Origin of the sequence: Westiellopsis prolifica IICB1 (genome assembly GCF_004323185.1) — a bacterium.
Classification (GTDB): Bacteria; Cyanobacteriota; Cyanobacteriia; order Cyanobacteriales; family Nostocaceae; genus Pelatocladus; species Pelatocladus prolificus_A.
In genome coordinates, this window is the sequence record NZ_NAPS01000002.1 from 169,791 (window position 1) to 188,917 (window position 19,127).

General features: G+C 40.6%; 13 protein-coding genes. 12 read left to right on the forward strand and 1 reads right to left on the reverse strand.

Features of this window, described 5'->3' with window-relative positions; all coding sequences use genetic code 11:
- Nucleotides 1–115 precede the first annotated feature (115 nt).
- Complete coding sequence (locus tag B4U84_RS14945; protein ID WP_017309908.1) at nt 116–1,009, forward strand: SDH family Clp fold serine proteinase; 894 nt, start codon at nt 116–118, stop codon at nt 1,007–1,009.
- A gap of 199 nt (nt 1,010–1,208) precedes the next feature.
- Here the strand turns inward: B4U84_RS14945 and B4U84_RS14950 are convergent, their stop codons facing one another.
- Nucleotides 1,209–1,811 carry a peptidoglycan-binding domain-containing protein gene (locus B4U84_RS14950; RefSeq protein ID WP_044451725.1) on the reverse strand — a complete coding sequence of 201 codons (603 nt, stop codon included), beginning with the start codon at nt 1,809–1,811 and terminating at the stop codon, nt 1,209–1,211.
- Nucleotides 1,812–2,147: 336 nt separating this feature from the next.
- On the opposite strand from B4U84_RS14950, the gene B4U84_RS14955 reads away from it, so the two are divergent.
- The 11 genes from B4U84_RS14955 to B4U84_RS15010 all read left to right on the forward strand — a co-directional run bounded on the left by B4U84_RS14955 (nt 2,148) and on the right by B4U84_RS15010 (nt 19,037).
- Entirely contained in the window at nt 2,148–3,551 is a 1,404-nt protein-coding gene (locus B4U84_RS14955; RefSeq protein ID WP_131119144.1) for a hypothetical protein, read from the forward strand.
- A 194-nt stretch (nt 3,552–3,745) separates the two neighbouring features.
- Complete coding sequence (gene rimP, locus B4U84_RS14960) at nt 3,746–4,207, forward strand: ribosome maturation factor RimP (protein ID WP_131119146.1); 462 nt, start codon at nt 3,746–3,748, stop codon at nt 4,205–4,207.
- Nucleotides 4,208–4,401: 194 nt separating this feature from the next.
- Nucleotides 4,402–5,760 (forward strand): transcription termination factor NusA, encoded by a 1,359-nt coding sequence (gene nusA / locus B4U84_RS14965; RefSeq protein ID WP_131120975.1) that lies wholly within the window; start codon nt 4,402–4,404, stop codon nt 5,758–5,760.
- 160 nt (nt 5,761–5,920) lie between these two features.
- Nucleotides 5,921–6,184 carry a YlxR family protein gene (locus B4U84_RS14970; protein WP_017309913.1) on the forward strand — a complete coding sequence of 88 codons (264 nt, stop codon included), beginning with the start codon at nt 5,921–5,923 and terminating at the stop codon, nt 6,182–6,184.
- A gap of 433 nt (nt 6,185–6,617) precedes the next feature.
- Nucleotides 6,618–9,770, forward strand: coding sequence for a translation initiation factor IF-2 (infB, locus tag B4U84_RS14980; RefSeq protein ID WP_131119148.1), 3,153 nt, complete (start codon nt 6,618–6,620; stop codon nt 9,768–9,770).
- A 583-nt stretch (nt 9,771–10,353) separates the two neighbouring features.
- Nucleotides 10,354–10,551 (forward strand): hypothetical protein, encoded by a 198-nt coding sequence (locus tag B4U84_RS14985; protein WP_044451728.1) that lies wholly within the window; start codon nt 10,354–10,356, stop codon nt 10,549–10,551.
- A 190-nt stretch (nt 10,552–10,741) separates the two neighbouring features.
- The gene (locus B4U84_RS14990; RefSeq protein ID WP_017309916.1) at nt 10,742–11,506 is read left to right on the forward strand and encodes a foldase protein PrsA; all 765 of its coding nucleotides are present in this window, start codon (nt 10,742–10,744) and stop codon (nt 11,504–11,506) included.
- Between the two features lie 1,279 nt (nt 11,507–12,785).
- A complete protein-coding gene (locus B4U84_RS14995) occupies nt 12,786–15,887 on the forward strand; it encodes a peptidase domain-containing ABC transporter (RefSeq protein ID WP_131119151.1) in 3,102 nt (1,033 codons plus the stop codon).
- Between the two features lie 149 nt (nt 15,888–16,036).
- The gene (locus B4U84_RS15000) at nt 16,037–17,569 is read left to right on the forward strand and encodes a beta-barrel domain-containing protein (RefSeq protein ID WP_131119153.1); all 1,533 of its coding nucleotides are present in this window, start codon (nt 16,037–16,039) and stop codon (nt 17,567–17,569) included.
- Nucleotides 17,570–17,724: 155 nt separating this feature from the next.
- Nucleotides 17,725–18,486: a peptidylprolyl isomerase gene (locus B4U84_RS15005; RefSeq protein WP_131119155.1), complete on the forward strand. Its 762-nt coding sequence runs from the start codon at nt 17,725–17,727 to the stop codon at nt 18,484–18,486.
- 347 nt (nt 18,487–18,833) lie between these two features.
- A complete protein-coding gene (locus B4U84_RS15010) occupies nt 18,834–19,037 on the forward strand; it encodes a hypothetical protein (protein WP_131119157.1) in 204 nt (67 codons plus the stop codon).
- The last annotated feature ends 90 nt before the right edge of the window (nt 19,038–19,127 follow it).

Sequence of the window (19,127 nt, forward strand, 5' to 3'; positions counted from 1 at the left end):
CCCAATCCCCAATCCCCAATCCCCAATACGCTTTTGTTTCTTCAGATAGAACTGTCAATTCTCAAAAATTGGGACAATAATGACGGCCAATCGTTGTTTTTAAAGATTCAAATTTATGAGTTTTGGTATTGGTGATTTATTCTTGGTATTTCTGCTTTTTTCGTCTTTTCAACCGATTTGGCAAAAACGTCAGATTGAGTATCGACGCTTCCGCGCCCTTCAAGAATTTGAGCAGCAACGCAAAAGCAGAGTAATTTTTCTGATTCACCGCCAAGAGTCTATTAGTTTACTGGGAATTCCATTATCACGCTACATAACTATCGAAGACTCAGAACAAATTTTGCGGGCAATTCGTCTCACGCCACCAGATGTGCCAATCGACTTAATTTTACATACTCCTGGTGGTTTGGTTTTAGCAACTGAACAAATTGCTAGAGCATTAATTCGTCATCCTTCTAAAGTTACAGTTTTTGTACCCCACTATGCTATGAGTGGCGGTACTATGCTGGCCCTAGCTGCTGACGAAATTGTTATGGACGCCAATGCTGTTTTAGGGCCTGTTGATCCCCAACTTGGTAATTTCCCCGCAGCAAGTATTTTAAAACTTGTAGAAGATAAACCCATCAGTGAAATTGATGATCAAACACTGATTATGGCTGACTTATCGCGTAAAGCGATGCAGCAAGTTCAGCGCTTTGTAAGGACTCTACTAAAAGACAATATACCTAAACAGAAAGTTAAGCCAGAAAATATTGAAAATATTGTTGAAGCTCTAACAACAGGGCGCGTTACCCATGACTATCCGATTACCGTTGAAGAAGCGACAGAGATGGGGCTGCCCGTAACAGTCGGACTGCCCCGTATAGTTTACGACCTGATGGAGTTGTATCCGCAACCTCAAGGCGGACGCCCAACGGTACAGTACATCCCCATGCCTTATGATGACCGTCGTCCCATCCTACCGGTTCCCAAGGGTAGACCCTTAGAAGAACCGAATCAAATGCGTTAGTAGTTATTGGGCATGGGGCATGGGGCATGGGGCATGGGGCATGGGGCATGAATCAGTTAACAGTTAACAGTGAGCAGTTAAGAGTGATAACTGATAACTGATAACTGATAACTGATAACTGATAACTCTCCCCACACTCCCCGATCCCTAATCCCCGATCCCTGATCCCCGATCCCTGATCCCCGATCCCTCTTCTAGTCTAAGGTCTGGGTGATGGGGTTGTTGTTGGCGTTGTCGTAGGTGTTGCTGTTGATGTTGGTGTGGGTGATGGGGTTGTTGTTGGCGATGGTGGTGTAGATGATGGTGCTACTGATGGATTTTGAAGTATTTTCTTCGCATCTTTGTCAAGTCTCTGCCGCAATGCTAAATCAGCAATTCCTGTTTCAGGAAGCTGTAGCTTTTTCTGATAAACTTTGACTGCGGATTGGGTCTGAGGCCCGTAAAATGAGTTTTTAGGTAAAAGAGGATTTGGCTTAGTTACCAAATTCAGATTTGCCTGTAAAATCTTGACAATATTTGCTGCATAAGCTTGAGTTTTTGGCCCAGCTATGCCATCCACTGGCTGTATTCTATAACCCTTTTGAAATTCTTGAATTGCTTTTTTAGTCTCTGCATCTGTTAAGGGTGCGTTTGATACTGTGACTTTATAACCTAATCCTTGCAGTACGCTACGAAATTGTTGTGGAGTATAGATTTGTTGCCGTACAGTAGTTGGTGTTTGTGCGATCGCAACACTTGTTGCCGCACTTACTATACAAATGGTAGCTACACTAAAGCTTGATTTTCTAAATTCACACCACATAATTCAAACTCCTTTCAATGAAGCCGGGAAAATATTGATGTTACCAGAATTAACAGATGCATTTTAAGTTTATATAAATACTTTGGCTGAAATATTAATGATTTTTGCTTAAAAGTAGTTAGATTCAGTTTAAAATTAGAAGATTTGTATAAAAAAATTTACAAATTTATTCGCAAAGAGTATTTTTACTTATCAAAAATGATAGATAATGAAACCTAAAACAACATAAATTATAGTTATTTGTTGGTATGTGTTTGTTGATGATTGGTAACTTGATTGTTTTCCATAATCCACAAATAACTAACTCCTAACCATTTAAGATTTTTGATAGCTATAATGTCTGATTCCAAATCTCTAAAGAATTACAAACTTTGGTTTGAACGAGTAATGGCAATAATTGCCACTATCAATTTGTGCTTAGTATTATTTAATTTAAGTTATATTTCTTGGCGTGATAGGTACTTACATTATGCACCACGAATTGTGATTGCCTATGATCCAATCAAAGGTATTGAACCTCATAGAGAAACGGAAAGATATCTCAACACAATTGATGCACTTAAAAATCAGGTTAGTAAAACTGGTTTACAGTCGCCGGAGGCAGAAAACAAGCTAGCTGATTTACGCCGTCTAAGTATTGAAATGATAGTAAATAATCCTTTCGCATCAGCTAATAAAAGTGGCACATTGGAAAAAATAAAAAATCGAATGCGTGTTCACCTCAAACAAGATTCTGCCAAAACAGCCTTTGAGATTTTTTGGAGTCAGGAGTATTTATTGCAAAATGGCTGGACAAAAGAAATCATGTTTTTTAACCAGCGAATCAAACCTTTAATTGAAACGAATTACTACCGCACTATTGGCGAAAATGGTGAATATATTGATTACTTTTGGCTAATTGATTTACCTTTTGTTTGCATATTTGCTGTTGAATTATTAATTCGCAGCTATTATATTAAACGCCGCTATCACAGTTTCAGTTGGTTAAATGCAATTTTATGGCGTTGGTATGACTTGTTTTTACTAATACCATTTTGGCGCTGGTTACGAGTTATACCTGTGATTATTCGTCTTGATCAAGCAGAAATATTCAATTTGCAACCGATTAGACAGCAAATTCATTTAGGAGTTGTATCAAATTTTGCAGAAGATCTTACGGAGATAGTTGTAGTTAGAGTTATTAACCAGGTACAAGGTTCTATTCACCGGGGCGAATTATTTAGTTGGTTTTTGCAAAAAGAGAATTTGCGTCCTTATATCGACATCAATAATGTTAATGAAGTGGAAGCGATCGCTGCTATTTTAGTACAAACTATCGTCTACCAAGTTCTACCAACAATTCAACCAGAACTAGTAGCAATTTTGCATCACAACCTAGAAGGTGCATTAAATAATTCCCCTGTCTACCGCAACCTGCAAAACTTACCCGGAGTCGCAAAAATCCAAACACAGTTGAGTGAACAATTAGCAACCCAAATCACGACTAATTTATACAATGCTTTAGTTAGTACTGTGGAAGATCCTGTAACAGCAAAACTTTCTAGTCAATTATTACAACGCTTTCGTGAAGCCTTAGGAGAGCAAATCCAACAAAAACACATACTCTCAGAATTACAAACCCTGCTTGTAGATTTTTTAGAGGAAATCAAGCTGAATTATGTTAAACGCTTATCACAAGAGGATTTTAATAAAATTTTGGAGCAAACTACACGGCTAAAAAGCGGACAGGAGAATAAATGAGATGGGGAGGTGTCAGGAGTGAAAGAGTAGCTAATAACAATTGATTAAATAAATATTTCTTGCTTCTCGCCCTGAAAAAAATACGCTACACTCAGAGAGAGGCGAATCAATTTTGATTCGTCCAAAGACTTCTTGGAAGATATCCCTATCGCAGGAAGTGGGTAAGTACCCACTTTTTTTGTTGGAATTGTCGCATGACTCATCCTTTAGTCCCACAAATTATTGATTTAGCCGTACCAGTAGCAGAAGAACTGGAATTAGAGATTGTTGGAGTTGTTTTTCACACAAACCAACGTCCACCAGTCTTGCGGGTGGACATTCGCAACCCACACCAAGACACTGGGTTAGATGATTGTGAACGGATGAGCCGCGCTTTAGAAGCGACTCTAGATGCGGCACAAGTCATTCCAGATACCTACGTTTTGGAAGTATCCAGTCCTGGTATCTCTCGACAATTAATCACAGACAGAGAATTTACTTCCTTCAAAGGATTTCCCGTCATAGTTTCCACTTTCCCGCCCTATGAGGGACAACAAGAGTGGACTGGCCAATTAATTCGCCGGGATGAAACATCTGTTTACTTAAATCAAAAAGGTCGGGCGATAGCAATTCCCCTCACTCAGATTACTAAAGTACAGTTGGATGAACGTCGATAAGAGAAGGGGAAAGGGATTGGTGATTGGGGATTAGTCATCGGGTATCGGGAAAAGACAAGAAAGAGGGGGAGACAAGGAAGAAACTTTTTCAATTATTCTTCCTTCTCCCCTTAGTTCTACTTGTCCCCCCCCATCCCCAGTCCCTAGTCCCCAAATCCCTAATCCCTCATTATTTAAGGAGATTGCTTATGTCAATGGTTAGTTTACCTGGTTTAAAAGAGTTAATAGAAAGTATAAGTAGAGAGCGGAATTTACCTAGAGTCGCGGTACAATCAGCCATTCGAGAGGCACTATTAAAAGGTTACGAACGCTATCGTCGTGCTCAAAATTTAGACAAAAAACAATTTGATGAAGATTATTTTGAAAACTTTGATGTCCAACTAGACGTAGAAGAAGAAGGTTTTCGCGTCGTTGCTACCAAAACTATAGTTGAACAAGTCAGCAACACTGACCATGAAATTGCCTTGCAACAGGTTCAAGACATGGGAGGTGAAGAAGCACAATTGGGTCAAGAAGTAGTATTAGATGTTACCCCAGATCAAGGCGAATTTGGGCGGATGGCAGCAATGCAAACCAAGCAAGTCTTGGCGCAAAAACTCCGGGATCAACAACGGCAATTAATTCAAGAAGAGTTCCAAGATTTAGAAGGAACAGTCCTACAAGCCAGAGTTTTGCGGTTTGAGCGTCAGTCAGTGATTTTGGCTGTCAGCAGTGGTTTTGGTCAACCGGAAGTAGAAGCAGAATTACCCAAACGTGAACAACTGCCTAATGACAATTATCGGATTGGTGCGACATTTAAAGTCTATTTAAAAAAAGTTTCTCAAGGTCAACAACGCGGACCGCAGCTATTAGTATCTCGGGCCGACGCCGGTTTAGTAGTTTATTTATTTGCCAACGAGGTCCCGGAAATTGAAGATGAAGTCGTACGCATCGTAGCAGTAGCCAGGGAAGCTAACCCCCCATCCCGTCATGTCGGGCCTCGGACTAAAATTGCTGTAGATACCCTAGATAGGGATGTTGACCCGGTAGGTGCTTGTATTGGCGCACGGGGATCACGGATTCAAGTAGTAGTCAACGAGTTGCGAGGTGAAAAAATCGATGTCATTCGCTGGTCCCCAGACCCTGCTACCTATATTGCTAATGCTTTGAGTCCAGCACGGGTAGATGAAGTGCGGCTCATGGACCCAGAAACCAGGCAAACTCATGTCCTAGTGGCAGAAGATCAACTCAGTTTAGCAATAGGAAAAGAAGGACAAAACGTCCGCTTGGCAGCTCGTCTGACTGGCTGGAAAATAGATATCAAAGACAAAGCGAAGTATGATCATGCAGCAGAAGATACTAAATTTGCTGCTGCCAGGGCGAAATATGCCGCAGAATTGAACGAAATGGAGGAGGAAGAATTAGACGAAGAGGAATTTGAAGACGAAAATCAACCACATTTAAAAGATCAGCTAAACAATAAAATCAAAGAAGAAATTGAAGAGGACGAGGACATTGACGACGAACTCGAAGACGAACTCGAAGACGAACTTTACGATCGCGATCAACAATAGTTAAAACATTAACTAGCCCTTATATTTAAGGTGTGGATCAAAATATCGATGAAACAAAACATATATATTTGGTATTGGGTCATAGATAACAGGTAAATAGGCAATGACATGATTATTTTGTCTTGACTTATATTTGCTGTCTCCTGCCTGATTCTAAATTATGAAACCAAACTATCGACGTTGTATTAGTTGTCGCAAAGTGGGTCTAAAAAATGAGTTTTGGCGGATTGTCCGCGTCTTTCCTTCTGGACAGGTACAATTAGATGAGGGCATGGGGCGTTCTGCCTACATTTGCCCTAATATGAGTTGTCTAAGCACAGCTCAGAAAAAAAACAGGTTAGGGCGATCGCTACATGCATCAGTGCCAGAAACACTGTATCAGACATTGTGGCAGCATTTAGCCCAAAGCAATCTCCAAAATTAAATCGAGCTTAATCGCTTTGGCGGTAATTACCTGAAAGAATTATGTCGATAGCCGTACTTAAAGGCTATCGCTACATCTTCAGCTAGGCTCGAATTTAGTGCCAAAATAGTAGTAGGGTGTCTGGCAAATCGCTCTTCAATATCCAAAAGGGGCGAGACAACACTCCAAACAAGACTTACGCTTAATGTGTTGTGGAAGACTCAGAATCAGCAAAACAAAAACAAAAAAAATTGCAATCTGGTAGCGCCCACGCGCAGTCCGGCGTCAACCATCGTTTTAGGTGGCGATGCCAGCCTTAAACCGATACATCTCTCTTTCCTGATTGGAGGCACCGGCAACAAAACGGCAACCTAAAAACAGTAATCAAAGGATGGAGATGTCGCTTTTGTCTGGCATCCATCCGCTAAAGCTGTAAATTAAAGGGGAAGAGTGGATGAACAACGGCAAAGTTAGAATCTATGAATTATCAAAGGAATTGAATTTGGATAACAAAGAGCTATTAGCAATTTGCGACCAGCTCAATATTGCGGTCAAAAGTCATAGCAGTACGATCACAGAATCCGAAGCAGAACGCATTCGTTCTCAAGCGGAAAAACTGGCGGCTACGCACCAGATGTCAAAAAAAGACCATCATGGTGCAATTAGTCATAAGCCCAATACAACACAAATACCATCTCGCCATCGACCAGCTGCATCTCAAAAACAAGAATTGTTAGAAATTCGCAAACCACAACCACCTAAAAACCACTCTGGCAACGCCCTTGAGGCGTCAGCTGCTACCAATACTCAAATTGCTTCTTCTGAAGTTAATCCGCTCTCACCCCCCAGACCCTTCGCCACACCAGTCTCATCCATGAAGCCGACGGCACCTATTCGACCTATTTCCCGAAATCAGTCTGAGGCAATGCCAGAAACTGCTGTGACCAACGCAGATAAAACGCCTAAGCCCAACAACCAGATCACAGAAAAAATGGCAGCGGAAAAACCAGAACCAACTTCCCCTGCACCAAGCAAATCAAAACCAGAAAGACCACAAAAACCACAACTGGTTGCCCCACCCGCAAGACCTGCTGTGGACAAATCGGAATCAACGCCCCAGGCTCATCAAGCAGAGAAACCGATCCTCAAACGCGATCGCGACCAGACTCCTCGTGAGCCAATTAAGGGTAAGGGTAAACCACAGCCTGCTACCACCAATGCAGAAGCGAAAGAGACTACCCAACAACCACCTAGACCTGCCCGTCCAGTTGCAGGACGAGCCTCGGCGGAGCAAAAAGGTAACAGAGGTGTCTCTGTCGTCGGAGATTCTCCAAGACCCAAGCCTCCAACACGCCCAATTCCAGCACCAGCAGCAGTAGGGCCACAAAAACCGGGGCTAGTAGCACCAGTAAAATCACAGGTCGTACAAGACGTAGCAGAAACAACAGAGGAGGAAGACACTCCCGAAATCGTTGAACTCAAACGTCCCACACCTCCACGTCAACCAAAAGTTGGTAAAAAGTGGCAAGAAGAAGAAATTGACGAAGTCAAAGAAGCTAACAAGGCTAAAATCGGCGCGAAAGGTAAACGTGCCAAGCCTATAGTTGATGAAGAAGACTTTGACGAAGATTTCCTCGATGATGATGATGCAGAGCTAGCTGCTGCTGCTGTTGCGATCAGTAATGCGATCGTACGTCCACCCAAACCGAAGACGGGCAAAACAGCACAAACTGCTGCGGTTGCAGCCGCTCCTAAACCAGCCAAAAAACCAGCCACTGCGGCAGTTCGGGACCAACAACGTCGCCCACAAGAGCAAAAGCGTGAACGCCCTGAAATCCTAATTGTCACAGGCACAATGACTGTCCAAGAATTGGCTGATGCTTTAGTGGTTGCTGACACAGAAATTGTAAAAATTCTGTTCCTCAAAGGTATGGCGGTGAGTATCACTCAAAGTTTGGATATTCCCACAATTACTTTAATCGCCAACGAGCTAGGTACACAAGTCGAAACCCAGGAACCAGAAGCCGAAGCCCGTAAAGTCACAGAAATGATCGACGTGGCAGATCTGGAAAACCTGCACCGACGCCCACCAGTAGTGACAATTATGGGTCACGTAGACCACGGTAAAACTACCTTGCTCGATTCAATTCGCAATACCAAGGTAGCCGCTGGCGAAGCAGGTGGTATTACACAACACATTGGTGCTTACCATGTAGACGTAGAACATGGCGGCAAAGTCCAGCAAGTAGTATTTTTAGATACACCTGGTCACGAAGCCTTTACAGCCATGCGGGCGCGAGGAGCAAGGGTTACAGACATTGCCATTTTGGTTGTAGCCGCGGATGATGGTGTCCGTCCCCAAACGATTGAAGCCATTAGCCACGCCAAAGCCGCAGAAGTGCCTATTGTTGTGGCAATTAACAAAATCGACAAAGAAGGCGCTCAACCAGACCGAGTTAAGCAAGAGTTAACTAATTATGGTCTGACGGCAGAGGAATGGGGCGGTGACACAATCATGGTTCCTGTGAGTGCAATCAAAGGCGAAAATCTGGATACCCTACTTGAGATGATCCTGTTGGTCGCAGAAGTAGAAGAACTATCTGCTAACCCAGACCGTCTTGCTAAAGGAACCGTGATTGAAGCTCACTTAGACAAAGCCAAAGGTGCTGTTGCTACTCTACTGGTACAAAATGGTACATTGCGAGTAGGTGATATACTCGTGGCTGGGTCGGTGTTTGGTAAAGTCCGGGCAATGATCGATGATCGAGCTAGAAAGGTTGAAGCTGCAACACCTTCTTTTGCTGTTGAGGTACTTGGTTTAAGTGATGTGCCAGCAGCAGGAGATGAGTTTGAAGTCTTCCACATCGAAAAAGAAGCACGATCACTCGCCAGCGATCGCGCAGAAAAACAGCGTCAATCCCGTCTCATGCAAGGTCGCGTCACCCTGGCTGCGATCTCAGCTCAGGCTCAAGAAGGCGAGTTGAAAGAACTCAATTTGATCCTCAAAGGAGATGTCCAAGGCTCAGTAGAAGCAATTGTGGGATCACTCAAGCAAATTCCACAAAACGAAGTCCAAATCCGCTTGCTGTTAGCTTCTGCGGGAGAAATTACCCAAACCGATATTGATCTCGCTGCTGCTAGTGGAGCCGTAATCATTGGCTTTAACACCACTTACGCCAGTGGTGCTAGACAAGCTGCTGATGAAGCTGGTGTAGATGTACGAGAATACAACATCATCTACAAACTTCTAGAAGACATCCAAGGTGCTTTGGAAGGTCTATTAGAGCCAGAGTTAGTAGAAGAACCCCTGGGTCAAGCAGAAGTACGTGCTGTCTTCCCTGTTGGTCGCGGAGCTGTTGCTGGTTGTTATGTTCAATCTGGCAAATTGCTTCGTAACTGCAAGCTGCGAGTACGTCGTGGGAATAAAGTTGTCTACGAAGGTATTCTGGATTCGCTCAAGCGCATGAAAGAAGATACTCGCGAGGTCAACACAGGGTTTGAGTGTGGTGTCGGCGTTGATAAATATAGTGACTGGGCGGAAGGCGACATTATTGAAGCCTACCAAATGGTGACTAAGCGTCGTACCCTCTCGGCTGCGGCGAGATAAAACTGTGGCCTACAAGAGAGGAAGTGGACACTTCGTATCTAGGCTAAACACCGGACATGGAAAGTTTTTTGCAAACTCTCCATGTCAACCTATATCTAGCAAATATCTCTCTGGCTTGATGAGCTTTCGGCAAGCCAGAATTATAATTTCAGTGGATTCAGTACAAAAAAGTTAGCTGGCGGGGATCGTTATTTATCATTGGTAAGAGTTTGAGGTGTATTTACATTTCGTAACTCGTGTTAAGTTTATTACCACGAACTTAATTTAGTTAATTGTGTGACAAAGTTATTTTTATTATTTTTATTAGATTTATAAATTTCTATTTAGCTGCTTTAACCAAAATAATTTTCTCAGCAAATTACCGTAAGCATAGTATCGCATTTAGTCACAAATGAAACAGAATTTACTGCCATAGAAGTATTAGCTTTAATAACAGGTTTGGTAAAGTTTCACAATTGCGGGGGTGTGATCGATTTAGATATAAGATTGGTTCTGTTTATCCCTATTTTCAACAATAGGCGTACAAAACCAAGGACGTCTGGATAAGTCTACCAATTAAGCTAAAACTAAGGATAAAAAACTTATGGCACCAATTCAAACTCCTAGCGATCGCCATTTTTCCGATGAAACTCAAATTTGGGATCATTTAAAGAGTGCGATCGCAGCTAGTTCTGGTTTCCAGCGCTGGTTGTTGGAAGGCGATATTCAATCCCAAAAACTCAGCCTTGAACAACAGGTACAACGCTATTTACGAGAAACTTTAGAAAATTTAGCTTACTAAAATACGCTTACTGCTTGTGGTTTCCTTTGATAGCACAATTGTCTGTTGTTACTCTCTGCTTAACTCAGATACCCGACTTCTTCTGTGAAGTTGGGTATCTGAACACCCGCAACTCATCAAAATTAATGGGACAGACCACTAAGAGTTTTACCCAATCTTCAGAGAGCAATGTCACAGACGGCGTATCCTTATGAAAGACATTTCTCAAATAGGTATAACTTCTGGGGAGATTATCAACTACCTCAAAAGTGAAATGACTTTGAGGCAAGTATGTCAAAAAATCTTATATCAAAAAATTATAGACAATGCAGCCCAGGAAAGAGGCATAATTGTTACCACAGAAGAAATTGAAATTGAGGCAAATCGTCAACGTCGTGAACAGCGTTTAGAAAAAGCTGTTGATACCTTGACATGGTTAGCAGAACAATTTGTTAGTCCCTATGATTGGGAAGTTGGAATTCGCAATCAACTGCTAGCGCAAAAAGTAGCACAGACACTCTTTGGTAAAGAGGTAAAAAAGTTTTTTAACCAAAATCGACACGAATTTGAGCAAGTCATTCTTTATCAAATGATAGTGACATCCGAAAAGCTTGCTCAAGAAATCTATTACCAAATTGAAGAAGGCGAAATTAGTTTCTATGATGCGGCACACATTTATGACATTGATGATAACCGTAGATATAAATGTGGCTATGAAGGAACTATTTATCGTTGGGCTATCCAAGCAAATATAGGTGAGCTTGTTTTTAGTACTCCTCCTAAACAATTAATTGGCCCATTAAAAAGTCAACAAGGCTATCATCTTCTTATAGTAGAGGAATTTATTATAGCAGAATTAACGCCTCAAAGGCATGAAGAAATTCTCAATAATATGTTTCAACAATGGCTCAATAGTGAGGTGCAGTGTTTGTTAAATTCTGATGGAATTGATATAGATACATTGCAGATACATTAAAGATACAAAACCGATACAAAATAGATACTAAAATGCATTTTGAAAATATGATGTTTTTTAGATACATGAATTAAAAACTATAGCCATACAAACACTGAAAAGCAATAGTTGCCATCACATAAAAAGACGTAAAGCTTCAGATAAGTCCGTCTTGATGATGATGAAACTGGCAAAAAAAGGAGATAATATTAAAAATAACTAATAAGATAAACCTTAATTAGTAAAAGAAATGATTTTTCAGCGATAACATCTTTTATTGTCTATTTTCAATCAATAAAATTGATACTCATGCACAAAAACTGTTCTTGAAGAGTTCATAAAGAAATCATGCAACAGTAAGCAAATCTTGTAAATTTAAGCAAAATATATTGAAAAAGTTTTGAGTTATATACAGAATAACTGTAGTACATGAGTTAATGCTTCTCTGTTAAGGGATAAAGAGAAAAGGTAAAAGGAAAAATAAGAGATATTATTCCTTATATCTTCACCATGAAGATGCATTCCAGACCGCAAAGGAGAATCAAATGTGCTTATCCAAGAAGTATTGATGTGTAATCAGTAATCGCAAGGTTGAATTATTTGAGCCAGGTTTTTGCAAGACTCTGTTTTATCAAATTATGTCCCAATTTTGGCAAAATATTAGCTCAAAATAGAGTTGAGGACGACTTTGTTATCTGACAAAGGATTAAATAAAGATAGCAAAAATGTATACCCTTAAACACTCATAATTTTGGGCAAACTTAGTTTTTTATAAACTTAGTGTATTCGATTTTACTAGAAAGGATTATTTATGAACCAATTCAGTCTTTTGATAGATTACTAGAAAAGTATTAAAACACAAAAATAGGGATTGCAATGGTCTAATGATTATTATTTTAATAATGAGTTTTTGACCAAATACAAGGGTAATTATCTTTTTAAATAGCGATAGCGCTTAGATACCCATTATTCCTCAACAAGAGATAGGCTCTGATGATAATTGTGTAAGCATCTTTGTCAAAATTGTTTGTTGCTGCCATAAATTATGTGCCATTTATAGAATATTAATTTACAAATGGCTAATGATAAATGATCTGAACAATCAAACTGAAAAGTCATAATTTAATTTTGGCTTGATTCAAATATAATTCAAGCTTTGCATTACTGAAGAAAGTAAGCTGATATCTTGCACCAAGCGACTAGAAGTCGCGCCAGAGCTAGGTGCAAAATCTGAGCTAACTCTTTTGTGTAGCGATAAAAATTTGACCAAAATAATTTAAAAAACAGCTGCGGCGGATTCGTGTATTTGATTCCTGGAGGTGAGCGGGTGTTATCTGTGTTTTCTGAGCAAGAATTAGTGGCTCAACAACTCACTGTGACTTTCGGTGAGACGCTCTCAAAAAAGGAATTAGAGGATTGCTTGGCGGCGGTGGAAATTATAGAACCACCACCAACACAACAGTTTTGGCAAGCTACAGAAACTCAAGCAGGAATTTATATTGTCATCACAGGCAAAGTGAGACTGCTAGATAGCTGTGATAACTTGATTGCGACTCTGACAAAAGGGGGGACATTTGGTGAAATCACTCTGTTTCCCACAGGAGAATTCCAGCCATATGCAGCCAGAGCTTCCCATCGCTTAAAACTTTGCTATCTCAGAGATGAGGTAATGCAGAGATTGATGCATAACTCTGCCCAAATCCGCACTCGCCTTTATCAAAAAGCAGAAATTTGGGATCTGTTGCTTGGTTATAGCCAAAACTCATCACAACTTCCGATATCTGTGCCAGAAATGTTCAAAGTTTTATCTCTATGTGAACGGCACAGTCTAGAAATCGGCTCTCTACCTGTGGAGCTATGCCAAGATCAGCAACTATGGCTACTTTACCGAGGAGAACTGCTTCATGCTGAAGGTCAAAAGCTAACTCCGGGAGATATTTGTGTTCCGGGGACACAAACTCACTGGCAGGCAGTTAGATCTACAATCATTTACAGTCTCAAACGTTCTCATTGGCAAACAGCATTGCAATACTGGCCACAACTAGGAAATATTGATGGTTTTGATTCAACACAAATTGCCATTGATAACAGAGAAATACCGCCAGTAAACAAACCCGAAGGTCACAGAAAAATTATTCCTTTTCCCGTACCAAAAACATCTACAAAACAGCTAAAACAGCTAAAACCAGAGCAAACAAAACTACGCCCTTATTTTCCCAGTCCAAAAGTACAAATGGGGCATTGGTGGGGACGCCTTACCCGTCGCTATCCCTTTTATGCTCAACAAAGTGCTTCTGACTGTGGTGCTGCTTGCTTGGTAATGATTGGTAACTATTGGGGTAAGCACTTTAGTGTGAATCGTCTACGGGATATGACCAACGTCAGCCGTAGTGGAGCATCTCTACGGGCTATTGCCACAGCTGCCGAAAGCCTTGGTTTCGTTACCCGACCTGTGAAAGCCAGTTTTGATAAATTGGCAGAACAACCTTTACCTGCAATTATTCACTGGGAAGGTAAGCACTTTATCGTTGTCTATGAAATAACGAAAAAGCATGTGATTGTGGGTGATCCTGCCATCGGTCAACGGACTCTCACTCCCAAAGAATTTGAAACGGGTTGGACTGGTTATGCATTGTTGCTGCAACCCACAGCCCTACTTCAAGATGCCAAAGACAAAACTACTAGCCTTTGGAAGTTTTTTGAGTTAGTCAAACCTCACCACAAGGTACTGGTAGAAATCTTTTTCGCCTCAGTTCTGATTCAGTTATTTGGATTGGTAACACCTGTTTTCACCCAGTTACTATTAGACCGGGTGTTAGTACAACGCAGTTTTACTACCTTAAATGCTATTGCTTTGGGGATGATCATTTTTGGTTTGTTCCGGGTGATCATGAACGGAGTACGACAATATTTGCTGGATCACACTGCCAACCGTGTTAGCGTTGCCTTACTGGTAGGGTTTATCAAACACACCTTTCGTTTACCCCTTTCATATTTTGAGTCCCGTTATGTTGGGGACATCGTCTCCCGTGTCCAAGAAAACGAAAAGATTCAGCGCTTCATGACTGGACAGACACTGTCTATCTTGCTGGATTTGCTGACATTGGTAATTTATCTTGGCATGATGTTTTGGTATAGCTGGCGCATGGCGTTGTTTGTATTGTTCACTGTACCGCCATTTTTTATCTTGGCGCTGGCAAGCACTAGTATTTTACGCCGCATCTCCAGAGAGATTTTTAATGCTGGGGCAGAAGAAAACAGCTATCTCATTGAGTCCTTGACAGGTATTCGCACTGTTCGTTCATTGTCTATAGAACAGACAGTGCGTTGGCGTTGGGAAGAACTACTGAATAAATTGATTAAAAAAGCCTTTAATGCTCAGATTATCGGCAACCGTCTCACTGTAATTACTGGTGTAATTGAAACCTTCGTGAATACCTCCTTACTCTGGTATGGAGCATCGTTAGTTATTAACCAAGAACTCACGATTGGGCAGTTGGTTGCTTTCAACATGCTGGTGGGTAATGTGATCAGTCCTTTTCAAAGGTTGTCACTGCTATGGAATGAATTACAGGAAATAGTCATTTCCACTGAACGTATCAATGATGTTTTAGAAGCAGAACCAGAAGAAGACTTACAACATAAACCCCGTAAATCTTTGGGTAGTCTTCAAGGTCATATTCGTTTTCAGAATGTTACCTTTCGCTACCACCCAGAAAGTGATACCAACGTCTTAGAAAATATCAACTTTGAAATCCACCCAGAGCAAATGATAGCTGTGGTTGGACGCAGTGGTTCTGGGAAAACCACACTCAGCAAATTGATTTTAGGTTTATATCCACCGAGTGATGGCAAAGTATTCATTGATGGTCAAGATGTCAATAATATTTCCTTGCGATCGCTCCGTTCTCAAGTTGGTGTAGTAGACCAAGATTCCTTCCTTTTTGGTGGGACTATTCGCGAAAACATTGCCATAGCTCATCCAGATGCTTCTTTGGAAGAAATTACCCAAGCAGCACACATGGCGGGAGCAGATGAATTTATCCAGCAATTGCCATTAGGTTATGAAACCCAAATTGGTGAAGGTGGTGGAATGCTCTCTGGTGGACAACGCCAACGCGTAGCGATCGCTCGTGCTTTGTTAGGAAATCCCCGCTTGTTGCTTCTAGATGAAGCCACCAGTCATCTAGATTCTGAATCAGAACGCATTATTCAAAACAATCTCAAAACTATTCTCAAAGAACGCACAAGTGTGATCATTGCTCATCGTCTTTCTACTGTCCGCAATGCTGACTTAATTCTGGTTCTAGATCGTGGCTTATTGGTAGAAAGCGGAACTCATAACGAACTCATCGCTAAAAAAGGTCACTACTACTACCTGAATCAACAACAGTTATCTTAAACAAGCTGTTAGTCATTTGTCATTTGTCATTGGTCAAGCGTCAATAGTTAGTTTTCTCTTTTCTCCCTTGCCTCCCTTGTCCCCCTTGTCTCCCTTGTCCCCCTTGTCTCCCGTGTCTCCCGTTTCCCCTTATCCATGAGCCAGGAACTATGCCATATCCACATACGAATTCTTCATCTGCACTGGTTAACAAACCAGATGAGAAGCAAACCTATCCACAGACTCAGGAATTTACTCAGGTTAAGGAAGAGGTTAAAGATTGGCATTATGCCACTGAAGAGTTACTAGATGCCTTACCGAGAGTTTGGACTCGTAGTGTTCTGTATGCACTTATAGGTTTTACAGTTATTGCCATACCTTGGTCAGTTCTTACCAAGGTAGATGAGACTGGTAATGCTAGAGGACGTATAGAACCTAAAGGTTCAACTCAGAAACTAGATGCACTGTCAAGCGGGAGTGTGAAGGCTGTCCGAGTTAAGGAAGGTGACACTGTTAAAGCTGGACAAGTTCTGCTGGAACTTGAATCTGATATCTTGCAAACCGAACTCCAGCAAGCTCAAGAAAAACTGACTGGATTACTCAATCAGCGATCGCAGTTTGATCTACTCAAAAACCAAATCCTGTTAACGCTTGGGGTTCAGGAGCAACAAAACAAATCTCAAGCATTGGAAAAAATATCCCAACTCAACCAGGCAAAACAAGAATTAAATGCAAAATTGAGTATTTACAACTTACAAAAGTTAGAAAAACAGTCATTACTCAACCAAGCACAGCAACAAATTTATACGAGTCGTAATGACCTGAAATCGGCTGAAGAGCGTTTGAAGCTAGATTCCAGAATAGTTAATCGCTTTAGTCAATTGTTAAATGATGGTGCAGTTTCCATAACTCAAATTGACCAACTCAAAAAAGAGCAACAGCAAAGCAAGCAAATGTATGAAAAGGCTCAATCTGATGTTAAACAAGCTCAATTGCGTTTAGCAGAAGAACAGAGTCGTTATCAAGCAACTGTAAATCAGTTAGAGTCTGATATTGAGAAAGCAAAACTGCAATTACAAGGAGAGCAAAGCAATTATCAAAGCTTATTACAAGCTGGTAAATTGGCGATCCTCAAAAATCGGCAACAACTCAAAGACTTCCAAACACAAATCACTGGCTTAGAATCCCAAATTGCTCAAATCAAAAGCCAAATGGCATCTTTAAAGCTTCAGTTACAGCAACGAATAGTGCGATCGCCTGTTAATGGTGTAGTTTTTGAGTTACCAGTCACTAAGTCAGGAGCAGTGGTACAACTTGGTCAAAGAGTAGCCCAAATTGCACCTCAAAATACGCCTTTCATCCTGAAAGCCCAGATGCCTATTCAACAAAGTGGCTTCTTGAAGGTAGGAATGCCAGTGAAAATCAAGCTAGATGCTTATCCTTTTCAGCAGTATGGCATTGCTCAAGGTAAAGTTACTTGGATATCTCCCGACTCGAAAGTGATTCAAACGTCCCAAGGGAAAGAAGAAAGCTTTGATTTAGACATCGCTTTGGATCAGCAATATCTGCAAGATGGCAACAAACGTATTCCGTTGAATCCTGGTCAGACAGCAACCGCAGAAGTCGTTATTCGTCAACGACGGGTGATTGATTTTGTCTTAGATCCATTCCAGCGACTGCAAAAAGATGGTTTGAAGCTTTAGTTATTGGTAGAGACGCGATGATACTCTTACCTTGAAGCCGCTCTTACGAGCGTCTACGCGTCTGTGCAATAGTCATTGCTTATTGATTAATAGTTAGTACTCATTACAAATGACGAATGACAAAGGACGAATCACAAAATTGGAGGGATTGCATCATGGTTAAAAATCTTACTGTGACTTCTTCAGACATCATTCGCAACATCAAACTTTCTTGCCAAATTCCTGCGGTTGTGGAAGCGATCGCATCTGAAAAAATCATTGCTGAAGCTGCTAAAGAAGCTGGTATTCAAATCGAGAAAGCAGAACTGCAACAACAGGGAGACAAGCTGCGCTTAGAGAAGAAACTCATCAAAGCAAAAGATACTTGGGAATGGCTTAAAAAACATCATCTTTCCTTAGATGAGTTTGAAGAATTAATCTACAATCAAGTCCTCTCTAATAAACTGGCAGATTATTTATTTGCAGATCATGTGGAAAAATTCTTTTTCCAAAATCAACTTGAATATCTAGCTGCTGTTACCTACGAAGTCATACTTGAGGATAGAGACTTAGCTTTAGAGCTATTTTATGAGCTAGAAGAAGGTGAAATCAGTTTTTCAGAAATCGCCCGACAATATATCCAAGTACCAGAATTACGTCGTGCTGGTGGATATCAGGGAATTCGACGCCGCCAAGAGTTTCGCCCAGAAATTGCAGCTGCCGTATTTGCGGCAACTCCACCTCAAATTCTGAAACCAGTTACAACTTCTAAAGGGGTGTATTTAATTTGGGTTGAAGAAATAATTCAACCCCAATTAGATGACCAGCTATACCAACAAATAATTTTTGAATTGTTCTCTAATTGGTTAAAACAACAAATTGAAAGTATGGAAATACTGATTAAGTTAGACACAGATCTCAATTTGCAATCACAATAATAAGTTGTAAAACATAATTTTTTAGCCAATAATTAATCTTGATTCTGTATTTGCAAATAGAATAATTAAAATTTCAATACTTTTTAAACTCGATATATCAACAATTTATTAGACGGTTAATACTGGTTTAATCGTCAATTTGTTATTTTTATTTATTACTATTTTATTATATAAAAATGTTATAAATTCAAGGAAATCTATGTCTTGTTAATTAAATATTCTTATCTTAATTAGTTGGAAAAAATAGCCTTTTTTTTAAAACTAAGCTACAATAAAAATGTAAGCAAAAAATAATTTTATTGCTTTCAAGATACAGCCAAAAAGTTAATTAATTCCCAGGAGAAAGCATGTTTATCTCTGATTTGAATCACATCGAAGCTGTTGAATCTAATAAAGTTGTTGGCGGCGGTTATGGCTGGTACGACAAATACGACGACAAATACGACGACAAATACGACGATGACTATGGTAAGAAGAAAAAGTTCAAGAATCTTGCGGTTGCGGTTGCTGTAGCTGGCGATCGTAAGTACTACGGTGGATATGATCATTAAAAATGTAATCAATCTATTTGTGATTGGTTACTAATTGGATGTCTGAGAAATCAAACTTGGTGATGTTTGCAATTGCACGCCAAGTGTTGT